The organism is Kitasatospora sp. NPDC048298 (assembly GCF_043201465.1).
Classification (GTDB): domain Bacteria; phylum Actinomycetota; class Actinomycetes; order Streptomycetales; family Streptomycetaceae; genus Kitasatospora.
Genome location: NZ_JBICYZ010000003.1, coordinates 37765 through 59253, shown reverse-complemented (window position 1 = coordinate 59253; position 21489 = coordinate 37765). Strand labels below are relative to the sequence as shown.

Genomic DNA, 21489 nt, shown 5'->3' with positions numbered 1-21489 from the left:
ACACCCCGCCCCTCCTCGGAAAGAGACGCCATGACCGACCCCACCACCTGGGACCCGAGCACCCCCGGCATCCTGCGCCTGCCCTCCGGCCGCCTCCTTCGCGGCCGCGGCCTCAGCCGCCCCACGCCTCCCGGGCCCCAACCGACCTTCGGCCTCTACCTGTTGGACGACCGGCCGCCCCACGTCGACTGGCCGAGCCGCTGGGTCCGCTGGCCCGACTTCGGCCTCCCCGCCGACCGCGCGGACGCCGCCGACGCCTTCCACGAGGCGTGGGAGCGCTCCGCCACCGAACGCGTCGAACTCGCCTGCGCCGGCGGCTGGGGCCGCACGGGGACCAGCCTCGCCTGCATCGCCGTCCTGGACGGCGTCCCGGCGGCGGAGGCGGTGGCGTACGTGCGGGAGCACTACGACCCGCACGCGGTCGAAACGCCGGAGCAGCGCGAGTTCGTGGAGCGGCTAGCCTAGGCAGGGTGGGGAACGATCCAGAGGTTTCGACGGTCAATAACCGGGCCGAGACCACCGTCCACGCCCGTGCCACCGACGACCCCAGCCCGGAGGTGCGCAGCCGGGCGCTGACCATGCTGGCCTGGCAGTGGCCCGACCATCCGGAGACCATGGCGATCCTCCAGAGTGCTCTCGCCGATCCCGAGGTCCGCGAGGCCGCCCGAGACGGCCTCGGCGCCGTCGCGCACCTCACCGCCAACGCCTGAGCCCACTCAGGCCGAAGCCAGGGTGCCAAGCGCGACGACGCCGGCGCGGCTGGAGCGGTAGACCGTCCCGTCGGCGGCGGCCAGCCGGATCGGGTTTCCTCCTCCGGTGTCGCCGCCGGGCGGCTCCGACTGGTCCTGCCAGCGCAGGTCACCCGTCGCGAGGTCGAACGCGTACAGCTGGTCGTCGCCCGGGTCGGCGTACACGGCACCGCCGTCGGCGGCGATCACGGCGGTCGGCCCGGGGCGGCTTCCGACGGGCACGTCGGCCGACCAGCGCCGGTCTCCGGTGTCCGCGTCCAGCGCGTGCAGGCGGGCCCCGCCGAACACGAAGACCGTCCGGTCGGCCGCCGACAGTGGGCAGGTCACCCGGCCGTACTGGAAGGAGCCCCAGAGCACCGTTCCGGTCGGCCCGTCCAGTGCGGTGACGACCGTACCGCCCAGCCCCTCGGAGGTGTGGAACAGAGCCCCCCGGTGGGCGGTGAGCGGGCCGGTGACAGCCACCTTGCGTTCCCACAGCTGCTCGCCGGTGCGCGCGTCCAGGGCGACGACCCCGGTCGACTCGCCGGCCGCGTACACGGTGCCGCCGTCGAGGGCCAGGGAGTCCGTGTAGAGCACCGGGCCCGTCCAGCGCGGCTTGCCGGTGGCCAGGTCGAAGCAGCGCACGGAACTCCCGTGCGCCGCGAACGCGCTGTCGCCGCTGACGGCGGGGCGTTGCTTCCCAGCGAAGTGGGACCAGTAGGGCGCAGCCGCTTCCCATAGCTGCTCTCCCGACTCCGCCTCCAGGACCCGCAGGTGGGTGTCGGTGGCCACGCAACACCACCCCGTCCCCGGCGGCCAGCGGCCAGCCGCCCTGCGGGTCGGCGTCGTGGGGCGTGCTGACGGAGTGGCTCCAACGGATCTCTCCGGTGCGCGGGTCGAGGGCTCGCACGCTGCCGTCGAACCCGGAGACGTAGAGGGCCTGTTGCCGGCCGGTGGACAGCTCCAGCCGCCCGCTCGCGGCGGTCGTCTCCCAGAGCCGCGGGCCGTGGGAGTTCCTCCGGCGGACCCATTCGTTGACACCCGCCGCGGCCGCGAGAGCACCCAGGCCCGCGACGCCCATCAGCAGCTTCCGGCGGCTGACCAGGCGCCGGGCCGGCCGGGCGGGCGGCGTCGGCTCGGCCGGCGCACCGTCCGTCACGGTCTCCGGCATGTCAGTCGTGACTTCAGCCATCACGTCAGCCGCCACGGCCTTCGGCACGTCAGCCGTCACGACCTCGCGCCCCCCGTCCGGCGCGGCATCCCGTCTCGCATCCTCGTCCACGCCAGACAGGACTTCGCACCCCGCCCCGGGGTTGTACCGGATCAGGAAGAAGATCACGAGCGGCTCCGGCCGCCGCCGCTACGTCTTCCGCAGCTCCGGCGCCGGCGCCCCGATGAGCAGCTGCCGCACCGCGTCCCAGGCCGCGCGCAGGGCGGCCGCGCAGGCCCGGGTGTCGGAGCCGAGGAGGCGCAGCCAGGCGCCGCTGTCCTGCGGCAGCACGCTCACCCCGTACAGCAGCGAGCGGTCCCGGCCGGCCACCGCCTCGTGCAGGGCGTCCGCGATCCGGCCCGCCGGGGCGAGCGGGCTGAGGACGTACAGGCTGGACATCACGTCGTGTCCGGCCAGTACCGCCGGGCCGGTGACGCCGCTGCCCCCGCCCGCTGCGGGTTCCAGCCGGACGGTGTCCAGTGCCACCAACTCGCCGTCCGGACGGCGGACTTCGAGGTCGGAGGCGAGCACCTGGTAGGCGTTGCGTTCGCCCCGGGCGAGGCGGCCGGCCAGGATGCTCTCGCCGGCGAGCACCGTCGCGCCCGGGTCGACGGTGAGGACGGTCCGCTGGTAGAGGCGCGAGTCGACGAAGGGGATCACGGGCTCGGGCAGGTACTCGACGTAGGCGCGCGGGCCGGCTGTCAGGTTGACCAGTTGCGTCGCGTAGTCGTGTTCCATCCGGTAGACCTTGGTGGCCGCCTGGGTGGTCAGGTGGACGGCCGTGTCGGCGCCGCAGTGCAGGTCGGTGCGGAGCCGGTCGGCTTGGAGGATGCCGCCGCCGGTGGACATCAGGAAGGTGACGGCGAGGTCGGGGCGGGCCGGGTCGAAGTACAGCGGGCGCATGATCTGCAGCGGTGACTTCTGGTAGTGGCCGGTGAGTTCGGTGCGCCCGCCGACCTTCTCGAAGGCCAGTTCCAGCAGCCCGACCTTGCCGGGACGCCCGACCGCGAGGGTGTCGGGCGTCCCGACGAAGCGCCGGACCGCGTACGGGACGCGGGCCGGCTCGTAGTGCCGGGGGTCGAGCCGGGGCACTGCCGAAGCCGCCACAGCCGAGGAAACCGGAGGAGCCGAGGAAACCGGAGGAGCCACCACAGCCGCCACAGCCGGGGAAGCCGTCACGCCGGAACCGTCCGGAAGGTCTCCAGGAAGGCCGCGATGTCCTCCAGCCCTTCCCCCGTCAGGCAGTTGGTGAGCACCACCGGGCCGCCCTCGCGCACCCGGTGGGCGTCGGACTCCATCACCCCGAGGTCGGCGCGGACGTACTGGGCGATGTCGATCTTGTTGATGACCAGCAGGTCCGACTCGGTGATGCCCGGGCCGCGCTTGCGGGGCATCTTCTCGCCCTCGGCGGTGTCGAGGACGAAGAGGAAGAGGTCCACCAGCACCGGGCTGAAGGTCAGTGTGAGGTTGTCGCCGCCGGACTCGAAGAGCAGGGTGTCGACGTCGGGGAAGCGCTCCAGCATCTCGGCGCCGGCCGCGAGGTTCATCGTCGGGTCGTCCCGGACGGCGGTGTGCGGGCAGGCGCCGGTCTCCACGCCGACCACCCGCTCGGGGTCCAGCACCCCGGCCAGGGTGCGCCGCACGTGCTGGGCGTCCTCCTGGGTGTAGATGTCGTTGGTGATGACCGCCGGGCGGTGGCCTCGGGCGATCAGCACCGGGACGAGCGCCTCGATCAGCGCCGTCTTGCCGGATCCCACCGGCCCGCCGATGCCCACGCGGAGCACGTTCTCGGTCAACTCTCCTCCTCTGATGGTTCGTTGTGCTGCGTGCGGATACAGGGGGTCAACTCATGAACAGCCGGGCCTCCGCCCGCTCGTGCCGCCCGGACATGGCGTCGGCGACCGGCACGCAGCCGCCCAGGTCCGCCAGGTCCCGCTCCAGGGCGGCGGATACGACCTCCCGGATCACCGGGGAGGCCGCCCGCAGCACCACCTGGGCCTTGCGGTGGTCGGTCAGCCGGAGCCGCAGCGCCGCGCCGACGAAGCTGGTGCAGAACGCGAACAGGTCGCTGGTGACGGCCTGGTGGACCGGAACGCCGGCCGAGGCGTACGCCACCCCGGCCGCCACCGCCTGGCAGCCGGGGGCGCGCTTCTCCGCGACCAACTCGGCGTACCGCTCCAGCGGCGCGCCGCCCACCGACTCCCGGGCGATGTCCAGGAGTTGGCGTCCGGTCCGGGTGGCGGCCAGGCGCAGCTCGCGGTTGAGCCTGGTGGCGTGAAGCCGCTGGTCGGTCTCGGCGAGCAGCTCCCAGTCACCCGCCGTGGCGGCCCGGTGGGCCAGGACCAGGGCCGTGGCGTCGGACGGTCCGACGCCGTGCCGCAGCAGGTCGGCGAGCAGCTCGGGCAGGGTGTCCGGGGTGACGGCCTTGGCCTGGGCGTAGCCCTCCAGACCGTGCGAGAGGGTGTAGAAGCCGCTGGGGAAGGCCGAGTCGGTCAGTTGGAGGCAGACCAGCAGCGCGTCCAGGCCGCCCGGCCCGTCCGGACCCTCCGAACCGCCCGGACCACCCGGACCCTCCGGACCGCCCGGAAGGCCCGGACCGCCTTCGACGCCGGTGCTCAAGCGAGGTAGAAGAGGTGGTTGAGCGGCAGCTCGCGGGCCGGCTCGATGGTGGCCGGCTCGCCGTCCAGGGTGACCTTGTACGTCTCCGGGTCGACCGCGATCTTCGGCAGCGCGTCGTTGCGCACCATGTGCTGCTTGCCGACCGAGCGGCACCGCCGCACCGGCAGCACCCGGCTCTCCAGGCCGAGTCGGGCCGGAACCCCGAGGTCGACGGCGGCCTGCGACATGAAGGACACCCGGGTGGCCTGCCTGGCCCGCCCGTACTGGCCGAACATCGGGCGGTAGTAGACCGGTTGCGGGGTGGGCAGCGAGGCGTTCGGGTCGCCCATCAGCGCCCAGTTGATCACGCCGCCCTTGATGACCATCTTCGGTTTCGCGGCGAAGGAGTTGATCGGCCAGAGCACGATGTCGGCGAGCTTGCCGGGCTCCAGCGAGCCGATGTGGTCGGCGGTGCCGGAGGCGACGGCCGGGTTGATCGTGAGCTTGGCGAGGTAGCGCAGGACGCGGAAGTTGTCGTTGCGCTCGCTGTCGCCGGCGAGCTTGCCGCGCTGGTCCTTGCAGTGGTGGGCGGTCTGGAAGGCGCGGGTGAAGGATTCGCCGATCCGGCCCATCGCCTGCGAGTCGGAGGAGAAGATCGAGATGACGCCTTCGTCGTGCAGCACGGTTTCGGCGGCGATGGTCTCGGCGCGGACCCGGGAGTCGGCGAAGGAGACGTCCTCGGGGATGCTGTGGCTGAGGTGGTGGCAGACCATCACCATGTCCAGCAGCTCGTCCACCGAGTTGACGGTGTAGGGCAGCGTGGGGTTGGTGGAGGACGGCAGCACGTTGGGCTCGCCGGCGATCCGCATGATGTCGGGGGCGTGGCCGCCACCCGCGCCCTCGGTGTGGAAGGTGTGGATGGTGCGGCCGTCGATCGCGGACAGGGTGTCCTCGAAGTAGCCGGACTCGTTGAGGGTGTCGGTGTGGATGGCCACCTGCACGTCGTACTCGTCGGCGACGCTCAGCGCGCTGTCGATCGCGGCCGGGGTGCTGCCCCAGTCCTCGTGCACCTTGAGGCCGCACACGCCCGCCTCGACCTGCTCGCGCAGCGCGCCGGGCAGCGAGCCGTTGCCCTTGCCCAGCAGGCCGACGTTGACCGGCAGGTCCTCGACGGCCTGGTACATCCGGTGGATGTTCCACGGGCCGGGGGTGCAGGTGGTGCCGTTGGTGCCGTCGGACGGGCCGGTGCCGCCGCCGATCAGGGTGGTGATGCCGTTGCTCAGCGCCTCCTGCACCTGCTGCGGGGCGATGAAGTGGATGTGGGTGTCGATGCCGCCGGCGGTGGCGATCAGGTGCTCGCCGGAGATCACCTCCGTGCCGGGGCCGATCACCAGCCGGGGGTGCACTCCGCTCTGGGTGTGCGGGTTGCCGGCCTTGCCGACGGCGACGATGAGGCCGTCCTTGACGCCGATGTCGCCCTTGACGACGCCGAGCACCGGGTCCATGACCACCACGTTGGTGATCACCAGGTCGAGCGCGCCCTGCGCGGAGGTCGCGGCCGGGTCCTGGGCCATCCCGTCGCGGATGGCCTTGCCGCCGCCGTAGACGGCCTCGTCGCCGTAGTGGCCCTGGTTGAAGTCCTGTTCGACCTCGACCAGGAGGTTGGTGTCGGCGAGGTGGAAGCGGTCGCCGACGGTGGGGCCGAAGAGGTCGGTGTACTGCTTGCGGGAGAGGATGGCCATCAGTGGTCGCCTTCCTGGTCGGCCGGGCCGGTCTCCGTCGAGAGGTTCCGTGGCCGGTCTTCCTTGTGGTCGAGGTTGGTGCCCTTGAAGCCGCGGGCGATGGCCCGGTCGACGGCGCGGGCCCGGGTGCCGGGGGCGGTGATGCCGCCGTCCACGAGGCCGGCGAAGCCCACCAGGCGGCGGTGGCCGCCGAACTCGGCGAGGGTGACGTCCCTGGTGTCGCCGGGCTCGAACCGAACGGCGGTGCCGGCCGGGATGTCCAGGTGCTTGCCGAAGGCGGCGTTGCGGTCGAAGTCGAGGGCGCGGTTGGCCTCGAAGAAGTGGTAGTGGGATCCGACCTGGATCGCCCGGTCGCCGGTGTTGCTGACCGTGACGGTGGCCTTGGCGCGGCCGGCGTTGATCTCCACCGGGTCGTCGCCGTACAGGTATGCGGCGCTGCCGGACATGGCTGGCCTTCCTCTCTGCCGGGTCAGTGGGGGGTGTGTGCGGGTTCGCGGGGGTCGTGTGCGGGTTCGCGAGTGTCGTGGGTGTGGCCGTGCTGGTGCGCGTGCTGCCCGTGGTGCTGGTGGTGCTGCTCCCCCGGCCCGTGGCTGTGCGCGTAGCCGTGCCCGTGGCTGTGCCGCTCCCCCGGCCCGTGGCTGTGCGCGTACCCGTGCCCGTGCTCGGCGTCGAGGCCGGCCAGGATGCCGTCCTCTCCGTGCCCGAGCAGGTGCAGCGCCGCCGCCGTCCTGGCCGCGACCACCCCGGCGACGGCGGACGGCCGCAGCAGCGGGCCGCCGTCCCGTACGCCGGGCAGGGCGGTGCGCAGGGCCGGGCCGAACGAGGCCGCAACGGCCGTCACCTCGCGGGCGCCGAGCAGCCGGCAGCGTTCGGCGCCCTCGGCCGGGTCGGGGTCGCCGCCGTCGAAGGCGACCTCGACCCAGCGGTGCCGGCCGTACTGGCGGGCGAGGCGGGCGATCCGGAACAGCTCGGCGTCCTCGAACGGGCCGGCTGCCGGGGCGGTGACCAGCACCGCGCCGTCGGGGGCGGCGCCGGCGGCGGCCCGCAGCCAGCCGATCAGGTGGTCGGCGGCGCCGAAGGGCGCGGTCAGGGCGAGCCGTCCGCGGCCCTCTCCGGCGGCGAGCCAGCGCAGTGCCCGGGCGGTGTCGGCGATCAGCCCGGGGTCGCGGCCGAGCGTCATCGGCACGACGCACACCGGTCCGTCGCCCGCCGCGGCGAGCGCCGACCGTACGGCCTCGGTGAGCGGACGGCCTGCGGGGGCGGCGGCGTGTACGGCGGGTCCGGTCGCGACCAGCGTCGCGAGGGCCCGTCCGCCGTCGCTCTCGTGCCCGCCGGCCAGTACCACGGTGGCGGCCTGGGACCGGGTCATCGCTCAGGCACCCACCGGGTCGTGGCAGGAGACCAGTTTGGTCCCGTCCAGGAACGCCGCCTCGACCTGGAGCAGCGGGAGCATCTCGCGCACGCCCGGCATGACGTCCGCGTTGCTGACGACCTGCTTGCCGATCTCCATGCACTCGGCGACGGTGCGGCCGTCCCGGGCGCCCTCCATGATGGCCTCGCTGATGAGCGCGCAGGCCTCGCTGTAGTTCAGCTTGACGCCGCGGTCGCGGCGTTTGCGGGCCAGATCGGCGACGACGTAGATGTACAGCTTGTCCATCTCACGCGGCGAGAGATTCACGGGGACCACTCTTCCTTTCCGGGAATCCGATGGAATGCAACAGAGCGGGAACTGTTTTGGACCGCTTGGACCGCCTGCACTGCCTGCACTGCCTTCATTGCTGGAAGTCGGACGAAGTACGGGAACTCCGGGGGGGAACCGAATGCGGAATTCAGGTCCGGCGCAGGCGCGGGACGGCCGGCACCGCCGCCAGGAACAGCATCGTGGTCAGCACGAACGGCCAGGTGAAGGCGTGGCCGCCGAAAGGCGCGGAGGCCGCGCCGAGCGCCGGGGTCAGCACGGTCGCGCCGACCGCGCCGACCAGGGCGTAGGCCGCACTCCAGCCGTCGGGCACCAGGAACACCCCGCACAGCGCGAGGGCGACCAGCACACCGCTGTACCCGAGCAGGCCCTGGCCGACCGCCTCGCCGGGGGCGCCGAACACCCAGGCCGTGAGCAGCCCGGTGGCGCTTCCCGCACAGGCCATCAGGCCCGCGAGGCGGCTCGCCGCGAACAGCCCGGCCAGGAACAGCAGGCCGACGTACCACTGCGGCATGAAGAAGATCTGACCGATGTTCGCGAAGAACCCGTGCCAGAGCTGCTCCCAGCCCAGCCCGGTCGGCCCGCCGGCCGGGACGGGCGGGGCGGCGGGTGCGCCGGCGCCGTGCCACAGTCGGCGGAAGCCGGGGGCGGCCGCCGTGACGGCCGTCGCGACCAGGCAGAACGGCGCGGTCAGCGCGGGCAGCCGCCAGGTGGCGAGCAGCGCCCCGAGCCCCGCCGTGACCACCACGGCGACGGCGGCCCCGAGGGCCGCCACCGCGACCGTCGCCGGGTGCCCTGCGCCCAGGAAGACGGAGCAACCCAGCGCCACCAGACACCCGTTGTACCCGTGCAGCCCGGCCCCGACGGCCTCCCGGTCGAGCCCCAGCCCGTACGCGACGGCGGTGGAGACGGCGCTGCCGAGCAGCCCGTAGAGGCCGAACTGCCAGCCGGCGGCGAGCAGCGCGGCCACGAAGAGGAGTCCGCACACGACGGACGGCATGAAATCGACCTGCGCCACGCCGCGCAGGACCTCCGCGAGCACTCTGCCGGATATCGGACGAGCCGTCACCGGGGTGCTCTCCCCACCCTTTTGCCAATCCATGCTGCGCACCATTTCCGGTACGGCCGGCCTGCCTGGAAGTCGGCCCCGGCGATTCCTCCGGAACCGTACTCCTACGGATTGTGAAGTCCAGGGGGAGCGGAGTGTTATGTCAAATCCACGAAGGGTGACCATCGGGCCGCTGAACTGCAACAATATGTTGAAGTCGATGCCCGTCGGGTTCGTTGCAGGGAGAAATCCTTTGCGAAGTTTTACTGACGGTTGGCATCCCGGTCGGCCTCCGCGGCACCGAGCTGCCGGGCCAGGAACCGCTCGGACGACTCCAGTTGGAGCTCCGGCAGGTCCAGGTGGCCCCCGGGGTTGGCGTGCAGCGTCTTCTCCGGGGACCCCAGCGCGCCGAACAGTGCGAGCGCCCCCTCGCGCGGGACCAGTCGGTCGTCCCACTGGAGCAGGAACTCCACCGGCACGCCGACCCGACCCGCCGCCTCCGTCTGCGACGCGTGCCCCGTCAGCCCGAACACCGCGGCGGCGATGCGCGGCTCGGCCGCCACCAGCGGGATGCCGATCACGCTCCCCAGCGACAACCCCCAGTACCCCACCGGCCCGAGGCCCTCCGCCTGCCCGTCCAGCTCACCCAGCCCGCCCGGGCCGCCCGGCGCCGCCAGGGCGGCCAGCGCGTCCAGCACCGCCACCCACTCCGGGACCGCCCGCTCCGCGAGCTCCGCCGTGTGCCGCGCCACCCACGCGCTGACCGGCCGGCCCGCCGCGATCAACTCCCCGATCTCGGTGGCGAACCGCTCGTCCTGCGCGCTGCGCGCCCGCTCCCCGTGCCCCGGCGCGTCCAGCGCCACCGCCGCGAACCCGTGCCGCCGTACACACCGGCGCGCCCGGTCCACCAGCCCCGGCCCCAGCTTGTGCTGGCCGCCGCCGTGCCCCAGCAGCACCAGGGGCCGCCGACCGAGGGGCGGCCCGTCCGGCTGCCACAGCACACCGGGCACGCCGTCGAGGGTGAACCGGCGCTGCGTCACGCCGTCCGCGCTGGATTCCGAGGTGAAGTGCACCCGGCCATCATGGCTCCCGACACACGTTCGAGTCCCGGCTTTTCACCGCTGCCACCGGAACCGCTGCCACCGAAGCCTCCGCCGCTGACGGAGCGGCTACGCGCCCGGGGCGGGCTCGCCGAGGAAGGCCAGGAGGAGGGCGGTGATCTCGGCGGGGCGCTCCAGGCTGGGGAGGTGGCCGGCCCAGGGGAGTTCCCGGTGGCGGGCGTCGGGGAGGAGGGCGGGGAGGGCGGCGGCGATGTCGCGGAAGTCCTGGAAGTCGTGGGCGCCGGCCACGGCCAGGGTGGGGGCGGTGATCCGGCCGAGGTCGACGTCCTCGCGGTCGGGGCCGATCGTCGCCTCCAGCTGGACGTCGAAGGCGTGGCGCTGCATCAGCCGGACCTGCGCCCGGGTCTGCTCGTCGGCCTCCGGGCCGAGCCAGGCGTCGACGTTCAGCTCGACGGCCGCGTCGAGGTCCCCGGCCTCGATCAGTTCGTCCTCGCGGCCGCCGAAGGCCCGCAGGGTGTCGCTGGGCTGGTGTCCGGGCATGCCCGAGCCGAGCAGGGCCAGCCTGGTGACCGCCTCGGGGCGCAGCGCGGCCGCCGTCAGGGCGATCCGGCCGCCGTGGGAGGCGCCGACCAGGGTGGCGGTCTCGATGTCCAGGTGGTCGAGCAGGGCCAGGACGTCCCCGGTGTCGCTGTAGGGGCTCTCCGCGAGCGGTGAGTCGCCGAAGCCGCGGAAGTCGCAGCGGACCACCCGGTACCCGGCGTCGATCAGCGGCTGCCACTGCGCGTCCCACATCCGCCGGTCGCACACCGAGGAGTGCAGCAGCACCACGGCGGGCCCACTGCCTGCTACGTCATGAGAAATGATCATCCGGCGGATGCTAGTGCCCGCGCCCCCGGTTCCCAAGCGATTTGAAGTCGCCGCGGCCGCCGGTAAGCGCTTGCGGCGGTCCCCGGGCTCTGGACGGGTGAAGGAGGTGCTCGGAGGTGCTCATGGGAGATGCGAAGAGCGAGCGGGACGACGGGTTCCAGGCGTTCATCGTCGCGGCCTGGCCCCGCCTGGTGCGGACGGCGTACCTGCTGGCCGGCGAGCAGTACGCGGCCGAGGACCTGGTGCAGTCCGCCGCCGAGAAGGCCTGCGCGGCCTGGTCGAGGGTGCGCCGGGCCGACGATCCGTACGCCTACGTGCGGCGGATCCTGGTCAACCAGCACGCCCGCCGCTGGCGCCGCCGGGCGCCGGAGCTGCTGGTGGACGCGGTGCCGGACGCGGCGGGGACCGAGGACGGCTTCGCCCGCTCCGACCAGCGCGGGGCCCTGCTGGCCGCGCTGGCCACCCTGCCGCCGCGTCAGCGCGAGGCGGTGGTGCTGCGGCACTGGGAGGACCTGAGCGACAGCCAGACGGCGGCGGCGATGGGCTGCTCGGTGGGCGCGGTGCGCAGCCACGCCGCGAAGGGCATCGCGCGGCTGCGGCAGGTCACGGCACTGGTGGAACTCAAGGACACGACGCACATCGGAGGAACGGCATGAGGCGCGGAACGGACCAGGAGCCGGGCGGGACGGGCGTGGACGACGGCAGGGACGTGTGGGTCGGCCTCGGCCTGGCCGAGGCGGCGGCCGGCGCGCGGATCGGTCCGGCGCCGGTGGCGGACATCGTGGCGGGCGGCCGCCGGCTGCGGCACCGCCGCCGTACGGTGGTCGGCGCGGTGGCGCTGGCCGCGGTGGTGGCGCTGACCGGTGGGGCGCTGGCGCAGCTGCGCCCGGGCCCGGCGCCCGCCCACGGGGTCGGCCCGGCGGGCGTCGGCGCCGTGCTCGGACCGGCGACCGCCGCGCCCTCGACGACCGCCGCGGTGCGTGACCCGCTCACCCCGGTCCGGGTGCTGCTGGGCCAGGGCGTGGCCCCGGACGGCAAGCAGTGGCAGCTGTGGGAGGCGCTGTGGCCGGAGGCCCCGCGGGAGCGGGCGTTCGAGCAGGCGACGGCGGTGTGGAAGGAGCGCAGCCGCTACGACTCGGCGGCGGCCGAACCGACGGAGGAGTACGTCCGGCGGTACTGGCAGCCCGACTTCGATGTCGTCGACGTCTACTTCACCGTGGACGGGGTGCGGCAGAGCCATGACTCCGAGGGCGTCCAGCCGGCCCCGGGCAAGGTCGACCCACGCAGCCGGACCACCTTCGGCGGCGGTCTGGTCGGCCACCGGGGCAAGGGGGACACCGTGGCCCCGCTCGACGTGGTGCTGCTCTCGCTCGGCCCGGACGTCGGCCGGGTGGTGGTGACCTGGACCGACGGCACCTCCACCGAGCCGCCGCTCGTCACCGTGGCCGACTCCCCCGTCCGCGCGGTGGTGGTGGCCCGCCCGGGGGCGAAGCGGGCGAGCTCCTGGCAGTTCTTCGACAGGGACGGCAACGTGCTTCCGAACGCCGACGCCAAGTACCTGACCGAGCCCGGCTCCTGAGGACGCCCGCCCGACGCCCCTCAGCCGAGCAGCAGCTTCGCGGCCGCCGCCGCGCCGTCCGTACGGATGCCGGCGGCGAGGGCGGCGGCGCGCTCGCGGGTGGCGGGGGCGAGGGCGTGGCGCAGGGCGGCGGCGAGGGACTCGGTGGTCGGGGTCGGGCCGTCGTGGGCGGCGCCGATGCCCAGCGCCGCCACCCGCGAGGCCCAGTACGGCTGGTCCACCATCTGCGGGACCAGCACCTGGGGCACCCCCGCCCGGGCGGCCGTGGTGGTGGTGCCGGCGCCGCCGTGGTGGACGACGGCGGCGACCTTCGGGAACAGCGCCTGCTGGTTGACCTCGCCGACCGCGAAGCAGTCCCCGGCCCCGTCCACCTCGGCGAGCCGGGCCCAGCCGCGGCCGAGCAGCACCCGCCGGCCCTGGGCGCGGACGGCCTCGACGGCCGCCCGGGCGGCGCCCGCCGGGTCGCGCAGCGGCATGCTGCCGAAGCCGACGTACACCGGCGCCTCACCGGCCGCCAGGAAGGCCGACAGGTCGGCGGGCAGCGGTCGTTCGTCCGGCAGGATCCACGCGCCGGTCTGCACCGCCTCGGGCCACCCCGCCCCGGGCGGGCTCGGCCAGGGGTCGAGCAGCGGGTCGGTGGCCAGCCACGGCCGGCCGGTGAGGACGTGGTCCCGGACGTTGTCGACCGCGGGCAGCCCGACCGCCGCCCGGTGGGTGTTGACCGCCTCCCCGAACAGCGCGTTCATCGTCCCGATGTTGAGCTCCCACAGCTCCCGGCGGTCGGTCACCTCCGGCAGGTACGGCGCCATCGGGTACTCGAAGGGCCGGTGGTGCGGGGAGGGCAGCACGGTCGGCTGGAGGGCGACGTACGCGAAGCGGGCGCCCAGCCGCTCGGCCGCCGCCTGCGCGCCGGCCACCGCCGGGAACAGGCCGGTGGCCACCACCGCGCCGCCCGGCTCGGCCGCCCCGAGCACCGCCGCGTGGAACTGCTCGACCAGTCGGGCGGCACGCTCGGAGAAGCCCGAGGGCGCCGGCGGCGGCCCGCTGACCAGCGCGCGGATCGACTGCCCGGCCGGTACCGGTTCCACCCCGACCTCGGCCAGCCGCGCCGAGAACTCCTCGTCCGGCGGGGCGCACACCCGCACCGAGGCGCCCAGCTCCTCCAGCCGCAGCGCCAGCGCGGCCATCGGCTCGACGTCCCCACGCGACCCGTACGTCGACAACACCACTCGCACGTCGAACTCCCCGTTCTTTCCCCGGCTTCGTGTCCTTGAGCCGGTGATTCTGGGCCATCGCCGGGGCCTTGTGGCAAGGCCCCCCGTGCGCTATACGTTGAGAGTGGCGAGGAGTGGGGACGGCCTCCTCGGAACGGAGCTCCACGAGAGCGAGACCTGCCAGAATCGCCCCATGCGCGCGATCATCGAGTCCATGGCCGGTCAACTCACCCGTGTGCCAGGCGTGGTGGGAGTGATGCTCGGCGGGAGCCGGGCCCGCGGCGAGGAGCGGCCGGAGTCGGACTGGGACCTCGGGGTGTACTACCGGGGCGGCCTCGACCTCGACGCGCTGCGTGAACTCGCCGGGTCGGGGGCCGAGGTGGCCGGCCCGGGCGGCTGGGGACCGTGGGTGAACGGCGGGGCGTGGCTGCGGGTCGACGCGGTCGCCGTGGACTGGATCCTGCGGGACCTCGACCGGGTCGGACGGGTGTGGGCGGACTGCCGCGAGGGCCGTTTCGAGGTGGGGACGCAGGCCGGCCATCCGCTCGGCTTCTGGTCCCCCTGCTACCCGGGCGAGGTCGCCCTCGGGCAGCCACTGGCCGACCCCACCGGGGAGTTGGCGCGGCTCAAGCGGCAGACCGCCGACTACCCGGAGCCGCTGCGCGAGGCCCTCACCGCGGCCACCTGGGAGGCCGGGTTCCTGCTGGACACCGCCGCGAAGAGCGCCGTCCGCGCCGACGCCCTGCACGTCTCGCTCTGTCTGTCCCGCGCCGTCGGCATCCTGGTCCAGGCCCTGTACGCCCACCACCGCCGCTGGTGCCTCAACGAGAAGGGGGCCCTGGCAGTGGCGGAGCGACTACCCGACACGCCGAGGCACTTCGGCAAGGTCGCACGCGGCCTGCTCGCCGCGCCCGGCGGGTCGGCGGCGGAACTGACGGCCACCGTCACCCGGGCCCGGGAGCTGACCCGGGAGACGGTGGCCGCGCTGGGCCGCTGAACCGGGCACCGTCCCCACCCGACGGCCCGGGCCCTGGCCGGTGAGTTCCCCGCGCTGCGGGAAACCTCAGGGCGGGGAACTGCGGTTTTCCGCAGGAGGTTCGCCGGAAACCCGCATACCGCCGCTGACCTGCGATTTCTAGCGTGGAGGGCAGAGCCGAGCGCACCGGCGCCGGCACCCCTGCCCCCTGGAGAACCGCATGCGGCACACCGTCCTCGCCATCGCCCAGCAGCCCGCCGACGGGTTCGCCGGCTGGGCGGCCGACCTGGTGGACACCATGGGCGGCCCCGGCGCCGGCCTGGCGATCGCGCTGGAGAACCTGTTCCCGCCGCTGCCCAGCGAGGTGATCCTGCCGCTGACGGGCTTCGCCGCCGGGCAGGGCGTGATCAGCCTCGCGTCGGCGCTGACCTGGACCACCCTCGGGTCGGTCGTCGGGGCCGTCGTCCTGTACTGGCTGGGCGCGTTGTTCGGCCGGGAGCGGATGCACGCGATCTGGGCCCGGCTGCCGCTGGTCAAGGCCTCCGACCTGGAGCGCACCGAGGCCTGGTTCGCCCGGCACGGGACGAAGGCGGTGCTGCTGGGCCGGATGGTGCCGATCTTCCGCAGCCTGATCTCCGTCCCGGCCGGGGTCGAGCGGATGCCACTGCCCGCGTTCGTCATGCTGACCACGATCGGCAGCCTGGTGTGGAACAGCGTGCTGGTGATGGCCGGGTTCCTGCTCGGGGACCGCTGGGACGTGGTGGAGACGTACGTGGGCCTGCTCTCCAAGGCGGTCCTGGTGGTGGTCGTGGTGGCCGTGGCCGGGTACGTCGTGATGCGCTGGCGCGGGCGCACCAGCGCCGCCCAGCACCGCCGCGCCCGGTGAGCGGGCCGACCGGCCGGAACGGCCCGAGCCACCCGGCCGATCCCGCCGGCCCCGGCGCCCCCGTAAGCTCGGACCCCGTGCAGGGGGATGGAACAGACACCACGTCATGGCCGCGCCGCGCCACCGGCTTCCTGCTCGGCTGCCCGAGCGCCGTCCTCGCCGCGCTGTACCTGCTGCTGGCCGGTGCCGTCCTCGGCCCGTTCCTGCTCTGGCCGCGCACCCGCCCGTACGCGGCGCCGGGCCTGCTGTCGGGGGTGCGCCGACTGGCCGCCCTGGAGCGGGCCCGGCGCAGCGCGTTCTTCGGCGACCGCTTCCCGCGCCACTACCGGGCGGACGAGGGCAGGCTGCTGCGCTACCTGGTGGTGCGCAGCGGCGGCGGGCTGGTCGCCGGGGTGGTGCTGGGGCTGCTGGTCTTCGGGCTGGCCCTGGCCGTGCTGCTGGTCGGCGGGGTGCTGCGCGGCTCGCTCGGCTGGGAGGAGTTGGCGACCCAGGTGCTGCTCGGCGGGGTGCTGCTCTTCCTGGCTGTGCAGGGCCTGTTCTCGCTGGCCGCGCTGGACGCCAGGAGCGCGCGGGAGTGCTTCGGGCCGTCCGAGGCCGAGCTGCTGCGCCGCCGGATCGCCGAACTCGCCGACAGCCGGGCCGCGGTGGTGCGAGCGGTGGACACCGAGCGGCGGCGGATCGAGCGGGACCTGCACGACGGCGTGCAGCAGCGGGTGGTGGCGCTGGCGATGCTGCTCGGCCGGGCGCGGCGCGGCCTGGACCGCCACCGGGACCCGGAGCGGACGGAGGCGCTGCTGCGCCAGGCGCACCGGGAGGCGCAGGAGTTGCTGACCGAGCTGCGCGAGGTGGCCTGGCGGGCGTACCCGTCGGCGCTGGACACCCTGGGGCTGGAGGAGGCACTGGGCGGGGTGGCCGAGCGCTGCGCCATCCCGCTGCGGCTGCGCTACGAGGTGGCCGGTCCGCTCCCCGAACCCGTGCGGACCGCCGCCTACTTCGTGGTGTCCGAGTGCGTCACCAACGCGGCCAAGCACTCGGCCGCCTCGGCGATCTCGGCCCGGGTCGAGGGGACCGCCACCCTGCTCACCGTACGGGTCGAGGACGACGGCCGCGGTGGCGCGGACCCGACGGGCAGCGGCCTGACCGGCCTGCGCGGGCGGGTCGCCGCGCTGGACGGTACCCTCCACGTCCACAGCCCCGCCGGGGGGCCGACCGTCATCACCGCGGAGCTGCCATGCGCGTGACCCTCGCCGAGGACTCGACCCTGCTGCGGGAGGGCCTGGTCCGACTGCTCGCCGAGGAGGGGCACGAGGTGCTGGCCGCGGTCGGCGACGCGACGGCGCTGACCGCGGCGGTGGCGGAGCAGCCGCCGGACATCGTGGTGGTGGACATCCGGATGCCGCCGACCCACACCGACGAAGGACTGCGGGCGGCGGTGGAGATCCGCGAGCGGTGGCCGCAGGTCGGGGTCCTGGTGCTCTCCCAGCACATCGAACGCGGTTACGCGGCGCGGCTGTTGGACGCCGGCGCGGAGCGGGTCGGCTACCTGTTGAAGGACCGGGTGGCCGAGGTGGACGAGTTCCTGGACGCCCTGGTGCGGGTCGCGGCGGGCGGCGCGGTGATCGACCCGGAGGTGGTCCGCCAACTGGTGGTACGCACCACCCGCACCGACCCGCTGGCCCGGCTCACCCCGCGCGAGCGCAGCGTCCTGGAGGCGCTCGCCCAGGGCTGGACCAACGCCGCCATCGCGCAGCGGCTGCACGTCTCGCAGAGTGCGGTGGAGAAGAACCTCAACGCCGTCTTCGACAAGCTGGACCTGCCCCGCACCACCGACTACAACCGCCGCATCCTGGCCGTCCTGCACTACCTGGGCGCGTAGTCCCCCGGCGCGGCGGCTCCGTCCGGACCGATGTCACCGGGGTCACCGGGGTCACCGACAGCACCCGCGACACCGACGGCACCGACGGCACCGACGGCACGGCCCCAGACGGGGAACGGCCGGACGGCCGGCTCCTGCCGGTCGCCCTCGCACTCCTCGCCTTCCTCGCTTTCCTCGCCCGTGAGCCTGGTCGTGCCCGGCTCCTCGTCGGCCAGGAAGTCCGCGACGATCGGCCCGAGGTCCGCCACCGGCTCGTACGCGCCACCGAACGGCAGGTCGTCCGGACCGACCGATCCGGTCGAGCACCGCAGCTGCCCGGCCTGGTCGTCGTGCCAGACGTAGAACGTGGCCGGCCCGTCGTGACCCAGCGCCCGGACCCGTTCGCGGAGCAGGGCGGCGGTCCGCTCGAAGGCGTCCACCACCTCCTGGACGGTCAGCGCCCGCCGGTCCTCGACCTCGGCGTTCAGCCACCAGGTGTTGGTCTCCCACTCCACCGGGTGGTCGTCCGGCTCCAGTGCCAGCGGCTCCTCGGCCAGCTCGGCGATCCACGTCAACAGCATGGCGGCAGTATCTCCGGCCGGGACGGCGGCCCGGCACCAGGGGCTCGGCGCTCGGGCGCGAAGGCGCACAGCCCGGAGCCCACGGCCCGGGTCAGAGCCCGGGCCCGGGCTCAGGCTCTGGGCTCCTGCGGCGCACGGCTCCGGGTTGAGCCATTCGGGTGAGCGACCGGCCGGCCGGCCGGACCGCCGCCGGGGGCGCCGCCCGGCCCGGCGTCCCAGCGGGTGGCCTCCCGTGCACCGAGGGTGAGCACGCGGTTCGCCAGCGGCAGCAGGGCCCGGTCGTGGGTGATCAGGAGGGTGGTGCGCCCGGCCATCAGACGGCTCAGCGCGGGGACGAGCTGCTCGATGGTGTGCGGGTCCAGGCCGCTGGTGGGTTCGTCCAGGATCACCACGGGCGTGTCGCGCAGGAAGGCCCGGGCGATGGCGACGCGCCGGCTCTGCCCACCGGAGAGCTGGAAGCCGTCGGCGCCGATCACCGTGCGGTAGCCCTCCGGGAGCGCTGTGACGAACCCGTGGGCCCCGGCGATGCGGGCGGCGCGTTCGATGTCGGCGGGCGGGGCGTCCGGACGGCCGTACACGATGTTGTCGGCGATGCTCGCGTGGAACAGCGGGGCCTCCTGCGGCAGCAGCGTGACCGCTTGGCGCAGTGAGGCGAGGGTGAGGTCGCGCAGGTCCTGCCCGTCGAGGCGGACGGTGCCGGCCTGCGGGTCGAGGAAGCGGACCAGGAGCTTGGCGAGGGTCGACTTGCCACTGCCACTGGGCCCGACGACGGCCAGGGTCTCCCCGGGGAGCAGGTCGAGGTCCAGGTCGGCGAGGACCGGCGGTCCGGGGACGCCGGTGGCGCCGGGGTAGGCGGCGCGGACGCCCTCGAGGGTGATCCGGCCCTGGACCGGGCCGGTGTCCCGGGCCGTGGGGCGCTCCTGCACCGGGCTGCGGAGGTCGTGCAGCTCCAGGACGCGTTCGCCCGAGGCGCAGGCCGCGCCGGCCAGTGGAATGAGGGCGGCGAGCTGCTGGACGGGCTCGAACAGCTGGGCCATGAAGGCGGCGAAGGCGAGCAGACCGCCCAGGCTGAGGTTCCCGCGGATGACCTGCAGCGCGCCGACGCCCACCACGGCCAGCCCGGCCAGCAGCTGCAGCACCCCGAGGAAGGGCTGGTAGAGGCCGGAGACCCGGGCGGCGGCGAGTTCTGCGTCGAGCAGGGCCCGGCCCTCCCGGTGGACCCGTTCGACCTCGCGGCTCTCCTGGCCACAGGTCCGGGTCACGGTGGCGTTGCGCAGGGATTCCTCCAGTAGCGCGGTGACCCCGCCCGCGCGGCGCTGGACCCGCCGCTCCCGACGCCGGATGACGCGCCCGAACAGCGTGCTGGACAGGACGAACAGCGGGGCGGCCAGCAGCGCGGCCACGGTGAGCGGCCAGCTCAGGTAGAAGGCGGCGCCGGTGAACAGCAGCAGGCTGACGAAGGCGACGGCGCCATCGACCAGCCCGGTGGCCACCATCCGCTCGATCTCGGCGATGTCGAAGGTGAGCCGCGCCACCACGTCGCCGCGCCAGCGGGTCTCCAGGGTGTCGGGGGGCAGGGTGTGCAGGTGGGCGAGGGTGTCGGTGCGCAGCCGCAGCATGTAGCGCTCGGCGATCCAGGTGCTGGCGTAGCTGCCGGCGAAGGTGAGCACCCCGGCGGCGATGGACGCCGCGAGCATGAGGGCGGCGAGCGGCCAGAATTCGGCGAAGTTCCGTGGGACGAGGACGTTGTCGATGAGGTCCTTGAACAACCAGACCGAGACGATCTCGCCGAAGGCGCCGAGGACGAGCAGGGCCGCGCTCACCGGAAGCCAGCGCGCGTCGGGACGCACCCACGGCCAGAACCGGCGGACCAGCACCCGCAGCGGGATGACCGGCGATTCCGCCACCGGTCCGTGGTCGTCGGCCTTGAAGGCCTTCGATGTCTTGGAGGCCTTGGAGATCTTGGAGATCTTGGAGACCTTGGAGGCCACCCGGTCACCCGGGGGCGTCACATCGCGCATGGACATGACCCGTTGCTCTCGGAGACGTCGTTCCGGGATCCGGAAACGACGTTCCGGGGCGTGGACCCGTCGTTCCGGGCTGGGGACCCGTCATCCTCCGCGCGGAGGCGGCGTCGCCCCAGGTTGAGGGGCCGGCGGTCGCACCGCCGACCCCTGTGATGGTGCTAGTCGGGACTATCGGGTGCAGTCCTGGCCGAAGCCACCGTCACCACCAGTCGAAACCGAAACGACGGCGGTAACCACGACGGTCAAAACGACGACCACGGTCAAAGTCACGGCCTCGGCCGAAACCACGGCCGTAACCGCCGCCGAAACCGCCGCCGTAACCGCCGTCCCTGTCTCCTCGACGACCGAAGTAACTCATCACGGCTTCTCTCTCTCGTCGCGTCGGCGCTCCTTACGCACCCGCGACCCGCACCGACGGCGGGGTTGCGAGAACTGGAGGCCGTTGCCGGTGGTCGGACCGTTCCGGTGGCCTCTCGGCGACGCCCGGTCGGTTCGTCCCACTACTCCAGTATCCGCCCACTGAGCGTATGCGCAGCTTCTGAGTCGATCGGACCGGACGATTGTTCGGCCACCACCGGGGCCGGCGCCCCGCCCGTCACGTTCAGCAACTGCCGAAAGGTCATCGGCACGACGGTGTGCGGGTGTCCCGCGGCCGCCCAGAGCACCTCGTGGCCTTCGAGCGCCGTGTCGACCACGGTGCGCAGCCGTGCCGGGTGGCCGGTCGGCGCGACTCCGCCGATGGCCTGGCCGGTGGCCTCGCGGACCTGGGCGGCGGTGGCGCGCTCGATCGGGCCGGTGCCCAACTGGCGGGCCAGGTAAACGGTGTCCACCCGGTGGGCACCGCTGGTCATCACCAGCAATGGCGCGCCATCACAGATGAACACCAGACTGTTCGCGATGGCGCCGACGTCGCAGCCGAGCGCGGCGGCGGCCTCGGCGGCGGTGCGGGCGGAGTCGGGCAGGACACGGATCTCGCCGGGGACGCCGGCCGCCGCCAGGGCCTCGGCGACGGCCTGACTGCGTGCGGGGAGGATGGAGGTCATCGGCCCATCATGCCGTCCGCACCGGGCGGCGTCCGACGGCGCCGTCCGGCACCGCTCGCACACCCGTGGGGGGCATCGAGGAGGACCTCGCCGCGCGTTCGACGCCGCGCCGACGGGCCCGGCCGAACTCTTCCCGGCGAGGCGTCACACAGTTTTCACACCCCGGCCATCCACCGGCCGCGCGTCTCATTGACACTGCATCAAGCGAGTCGGGAGCCGCCTGCTCCGCATACATACCGTCAACGGTTGAATGACATTGTGCCCACCGCGTGCGCAAGCCCGGCCCAGGCGGCGAACGGACTTTCACTCTAATCACACGGTATGACTAATATCGCTTCGTCAAAAACCCGTGCCCCGGACGGCCCGCCCCTCACC

The 21489-nt window shown here is 73.9% G+C and carries 22 protein-coding genes and 2 pseudogenes; 8 read left to right on the top strand and 16 right to left on the bottom strand.

Annotated features, from left to right (window positions below):
• Positions 1-30 precede the first annotated feature (30 nt).
• Both ACGF0D_RS03200 and ACGF0D_RS03195 read left to right on the top strand, forming a co-directional pair.
• Positions 31-465 carry a protein-tyrosine phosphatase family protein gene (locus tag ACGF0D_RS03200; protein WP_392913770.1) on the top strand — a complete coding sequence of 145 codons (435 nt, stop codon included), beginning with the start codon at positions 31-33 and terminating at the stop codon, positions 463-465.
• Between the two features lie 5 nt (positions 466-470).
• Positions 471-710, top strand: coding sequence for a HEAT repeat domain-containing protein (locus ACGF0D_RS03195; RefSeq protein WP_392913769.1), 240 nt, complete (start codon positions 471-473; stop codon positions 708-710).
• Positions 711-716: 6 nt separating this feature from the next.
• Here ACGF0D_RS03195 and ACGF0D_RS03190 read toward each other — a convergent pair.
• The 12 genes and pseudogenes from ACGF0D_RS03190 to ACGF0D_RS03135 form a co-directional block, all read right to left on the bottom strand.
• Positions 717-1526 (bottom strand): annotated as a pseudogene (locus ACGF0D_RS03190) (PQQ-binding-like beta-propeller repeat protein); the annotation flags it as partial.
• A gap of 46 nt (positions 1527-1572) precedes the next feature.
• Positions 1573-1809, bottom strand: a pseudogene (locus ACGF0D_RS03185) (hypothetical protein); the annotation flags it as partial.
• Between the two features lie 279 nt (positions 1810-2088).
• Positions 2089-3045, bottom strand: coding sequence for an urease accessory protein UreD (locus ACGF0D_RS03180; RefSeq protein WP_392913768.1), 957 nt, complete (start codon positions 3043-3045; stop codon positions 2089-2091).
• Between the two features lie 68 nt (positions 3046-3113).
• Positions 3114-3734 carry an urease accessory protein UreG gene (gene ureG / locus ACGF0D_RS03175; RefSeq protein ID WP_392872281.1) on the bottom strand — a complete coding sequence of 207 codons (621 nt, stop codon included), beginning with the start codon at positions 3732-3734 and terminating at the stop codon, positions 3114-3116.
• 46 nt (positions 3735-3780) lie between these two features.
• The gene (locus tag ACGF0D_RS03170) at positions 3781-4461 is read right to left on the bottom strand and encodes an urease accessory protein UreF (RefSeq protein ID WP_392913927.1); all 681 of its coding nucleotides are present in this window, start codon (positions 4459-4461) and stop codon (positions 3781-3783) included.
• A gap of 92 nt (positions 4462-4553) precedes the next feature.
• A complete protein-coding gene (gene ureC, locus ACGF0D_RS03165) occupies positions 4554-6278 on the bottom strand; it encodes an urease subunit alpha (RefSeq protein ID WP_392913767.1) in 1725 nt (574 codons plus the stop codon).
• Positions 6278-6724, bottom strand: coding sequence for an urease subunit beta (locus tag ACGF0D_RS03160; RefSeq protein ID WP_392872287.1), 447 nt, complete (start codon positions 6722-6724; stop codon positions 6278-6280). The genes ureC and ACGF0D_RS03160 overlap by 1 nt, the downstream gene beginning before the upstream one ends.
• Before the next feature lie 23 nt (positions 6725-6747).
• Positions 6748-7647, bottom strand: coding sequence for a cobalamin biosynthesis protein CbiX (locus ACGF0D_RS03155; protein ID WP_392913766.1), 900 nt, complete (start codon positions 7645-7647; stop codon positions 6748-6750).
• Between the two features lie 3 nt (positions 7648-7650).
• On the bottom strand, positions 7651-7956 hold the full coding sequence (locus ACGF0D_RS03150) for an urease subunit gamma (RefSeq protein WP_033349169.1): 306 nt from the start codon (positions 7954-7956) through the stop codon (positions 7651-7653).
• 151 nt (positions 7957-8107) lie between these two features.
• On the bottom strand, positions 8108-9046 hold the full coding sequence (locus ACGF0D_RS03145; protein WP_392913765.1) for an urea transporter: 939 nt from the start codon (positions 9044-9046) through the stop codon (positions 8108-8110).
• A 242-nt stretch (positions 9047-9288) separates the two neighbouring features.
• Positions 9289-10098 (bottom strand): alpha/beta hydrolase, encoded by an 810-nt coding sequence (locus ACGF0D_RS03140; RefSeq protein WP_392913764.1) that lies wholly within the window; start codon positions 10096-10098, stop codon positions 9289-9291.
• 96 nt (positions 10099-10194) lie between these two features.
• Positions 10195-10953, bottom strand: coding sequence for an alpha/beta fold hydrolase (locus ACGF0D_RS03135; protein WP_392913763.1), 759 nt, complete (start codon positions 10951-10953; stop codon positions 10195-10197).
• 122 nt (positions 10954-11075) lie between these two features.
• Between ACGF0D_RS03135 and ACGF0D_RS03130 the strand changes: the two genes are divergently transcribed.
• Both ACGF0D_RS03130 and ACGF0D_RS03125 read left to right on the top strand, forming a co-directional pair.
• Positions 11076-11609 carry a SigE family RNA polymerase sigma factor gene (locus tag ACGF0D_RS03130; RefSeq protein ID WP_392913762.1) on the top strand — a complete coding sequence of 178 codons (534 nt, stop codon included), beginning with the start codon at positions 11076-11078 and terminating at the stop codon, positions 11607-11609.
• Entirely contained in the window at positions 11606-12532 is a 927-nt protein-coding gene (locus ACGF0D_RS03125; RefSeq protein WP_392913761.1) for a hypothetical protein, read from the top strand. The genes ACGF0D_RS03130 and ACGF0D_RS03125 overlap by 4 nt, the downstream gene beginning before the upstream one ends.
• Before the next feature lie 20 nt (positions 12533-12552).
• Here the strand turns inward: ACGF0D_RS03125 and ACGF0D_RS03120 are convergent, their stop codons facing one another.
• Positions 12553-13767 (bottom strand): glycosyltransferase, encoded by a 1215-nt coding sequence (locus tag ACGF0D_RS03120; RefSeq protein WP_392913760.1) that lies wholly within the window; start codon positions 13765-13767, stop codon positions 12553-12555.
• 172 nt (positions 13768-13939) lie between these two features.
• On the opposite strand from ACGF0D_RS03120, the gene ACGF0D_RS03115 reads away from it, so the two are divergent.
• From ACGF0D_RS03115 to ACGF0D_RS03100, 4 genes are all read left to right on the top strand, one after another.
• Positions 13940-14743: a nucleotidyltransferase domain-containing protein gene (locus tag ACGF0D_RS03115; RefSeq protein ID WP_392913759.1), complete on the top strand. Its 804-nt coding sequence runs from the start codon at positions 13940-13942 to the stop codon at positions 14741-14743.
• A gap of 199 nt (positions 14744-14942) precedes the next feature.
• Positions 14943-15608 carry a DedA family protein gene (locus tag ACGF0D_RS03110; protein ID WP_392913758.1) on the top strand — a complete coding sequence of 222 codons (666 nt, stop codon included), beginning with the start codon at positions 14943-14945 and terminating at the stop codon, positions 15606-15608.
• A 77-nt stretch (positions 15609-15685) separates the two neighbouring features.
• The gene (locus ACGF0D_RS03105; RefSeq protein WP_392872314.1) at positions 15686-16849 is read left to right on the top strand and encodes a sensor histidine kinase; all 1164 of its coding nucleotides are present in this window, start codon (positions 15686-15688) and stop codon (positions 16847-16849) included.
• Positions 16840-17484, top strand: a complete 645-nt coding sequence (locus ACGF0D_RS03100; protein ID WP_392913757.1) for a response regulator — start codon at positions 16840-16842, stop codon at positions 17482-17484. Before ACGF0D_RS03105 ends, ACGF0D_RS03100 begins: the two co-directional genes overlap by 10 nt.
• Here the strand turns inward: ACGF0D_RS03100 and ACGF0D_RS03095 are convergent.
• The 3 genes from ACGF0D_RS03095 to ACGF0D_RS03085 form a co-directional block, all read right to left on the bottom strand.
• Positions 17469-18044 carry a hypothetical protein gene (locus ACGF0D_RS03095; RefSeq protein WP_392913756.1) on the bottom strand — a complete coding sequence of 192 codons (576 nt, stop codon included), beginning with the start codon at positions 18042-18044 and terminating at the stop codon, positions 17469-17471. The two genes, ACGF0D_RS03100 and ACGF0D_RS03095, sit on opposite strands and share 16 nt — an antisense overlap.
• A gap of 110 nt (positions 18045-18154) precedes the next feature.
• The gene (locus ACGF0D_RS03090) at positions 18155-20071 is read right to left on the bottom strand and encodes an ABC transporter ATP-binding protein (RefSeq protein ID WP_392913755.1); all 1917 of its coding nucleotides are present in this window, start codon (positions 20069-20071) and stop codon (positions 18155-18157) included.
• A gap of 500 nt (positions 20072-20571) precedes the next feature.
• Positions 20572-21114 (bottom strand): YbaK/EbsC family protein, encoded by a 543-nt coding sequence (locus tag ACGF0D_RS03085; RefSeq protein WP_392872326.1) that lies wholly within the window; start codon positions 21112-21114, stop codon positions 20572-20574.
• Positions 21115-21489: the final 375 nt, after the last annotated feature.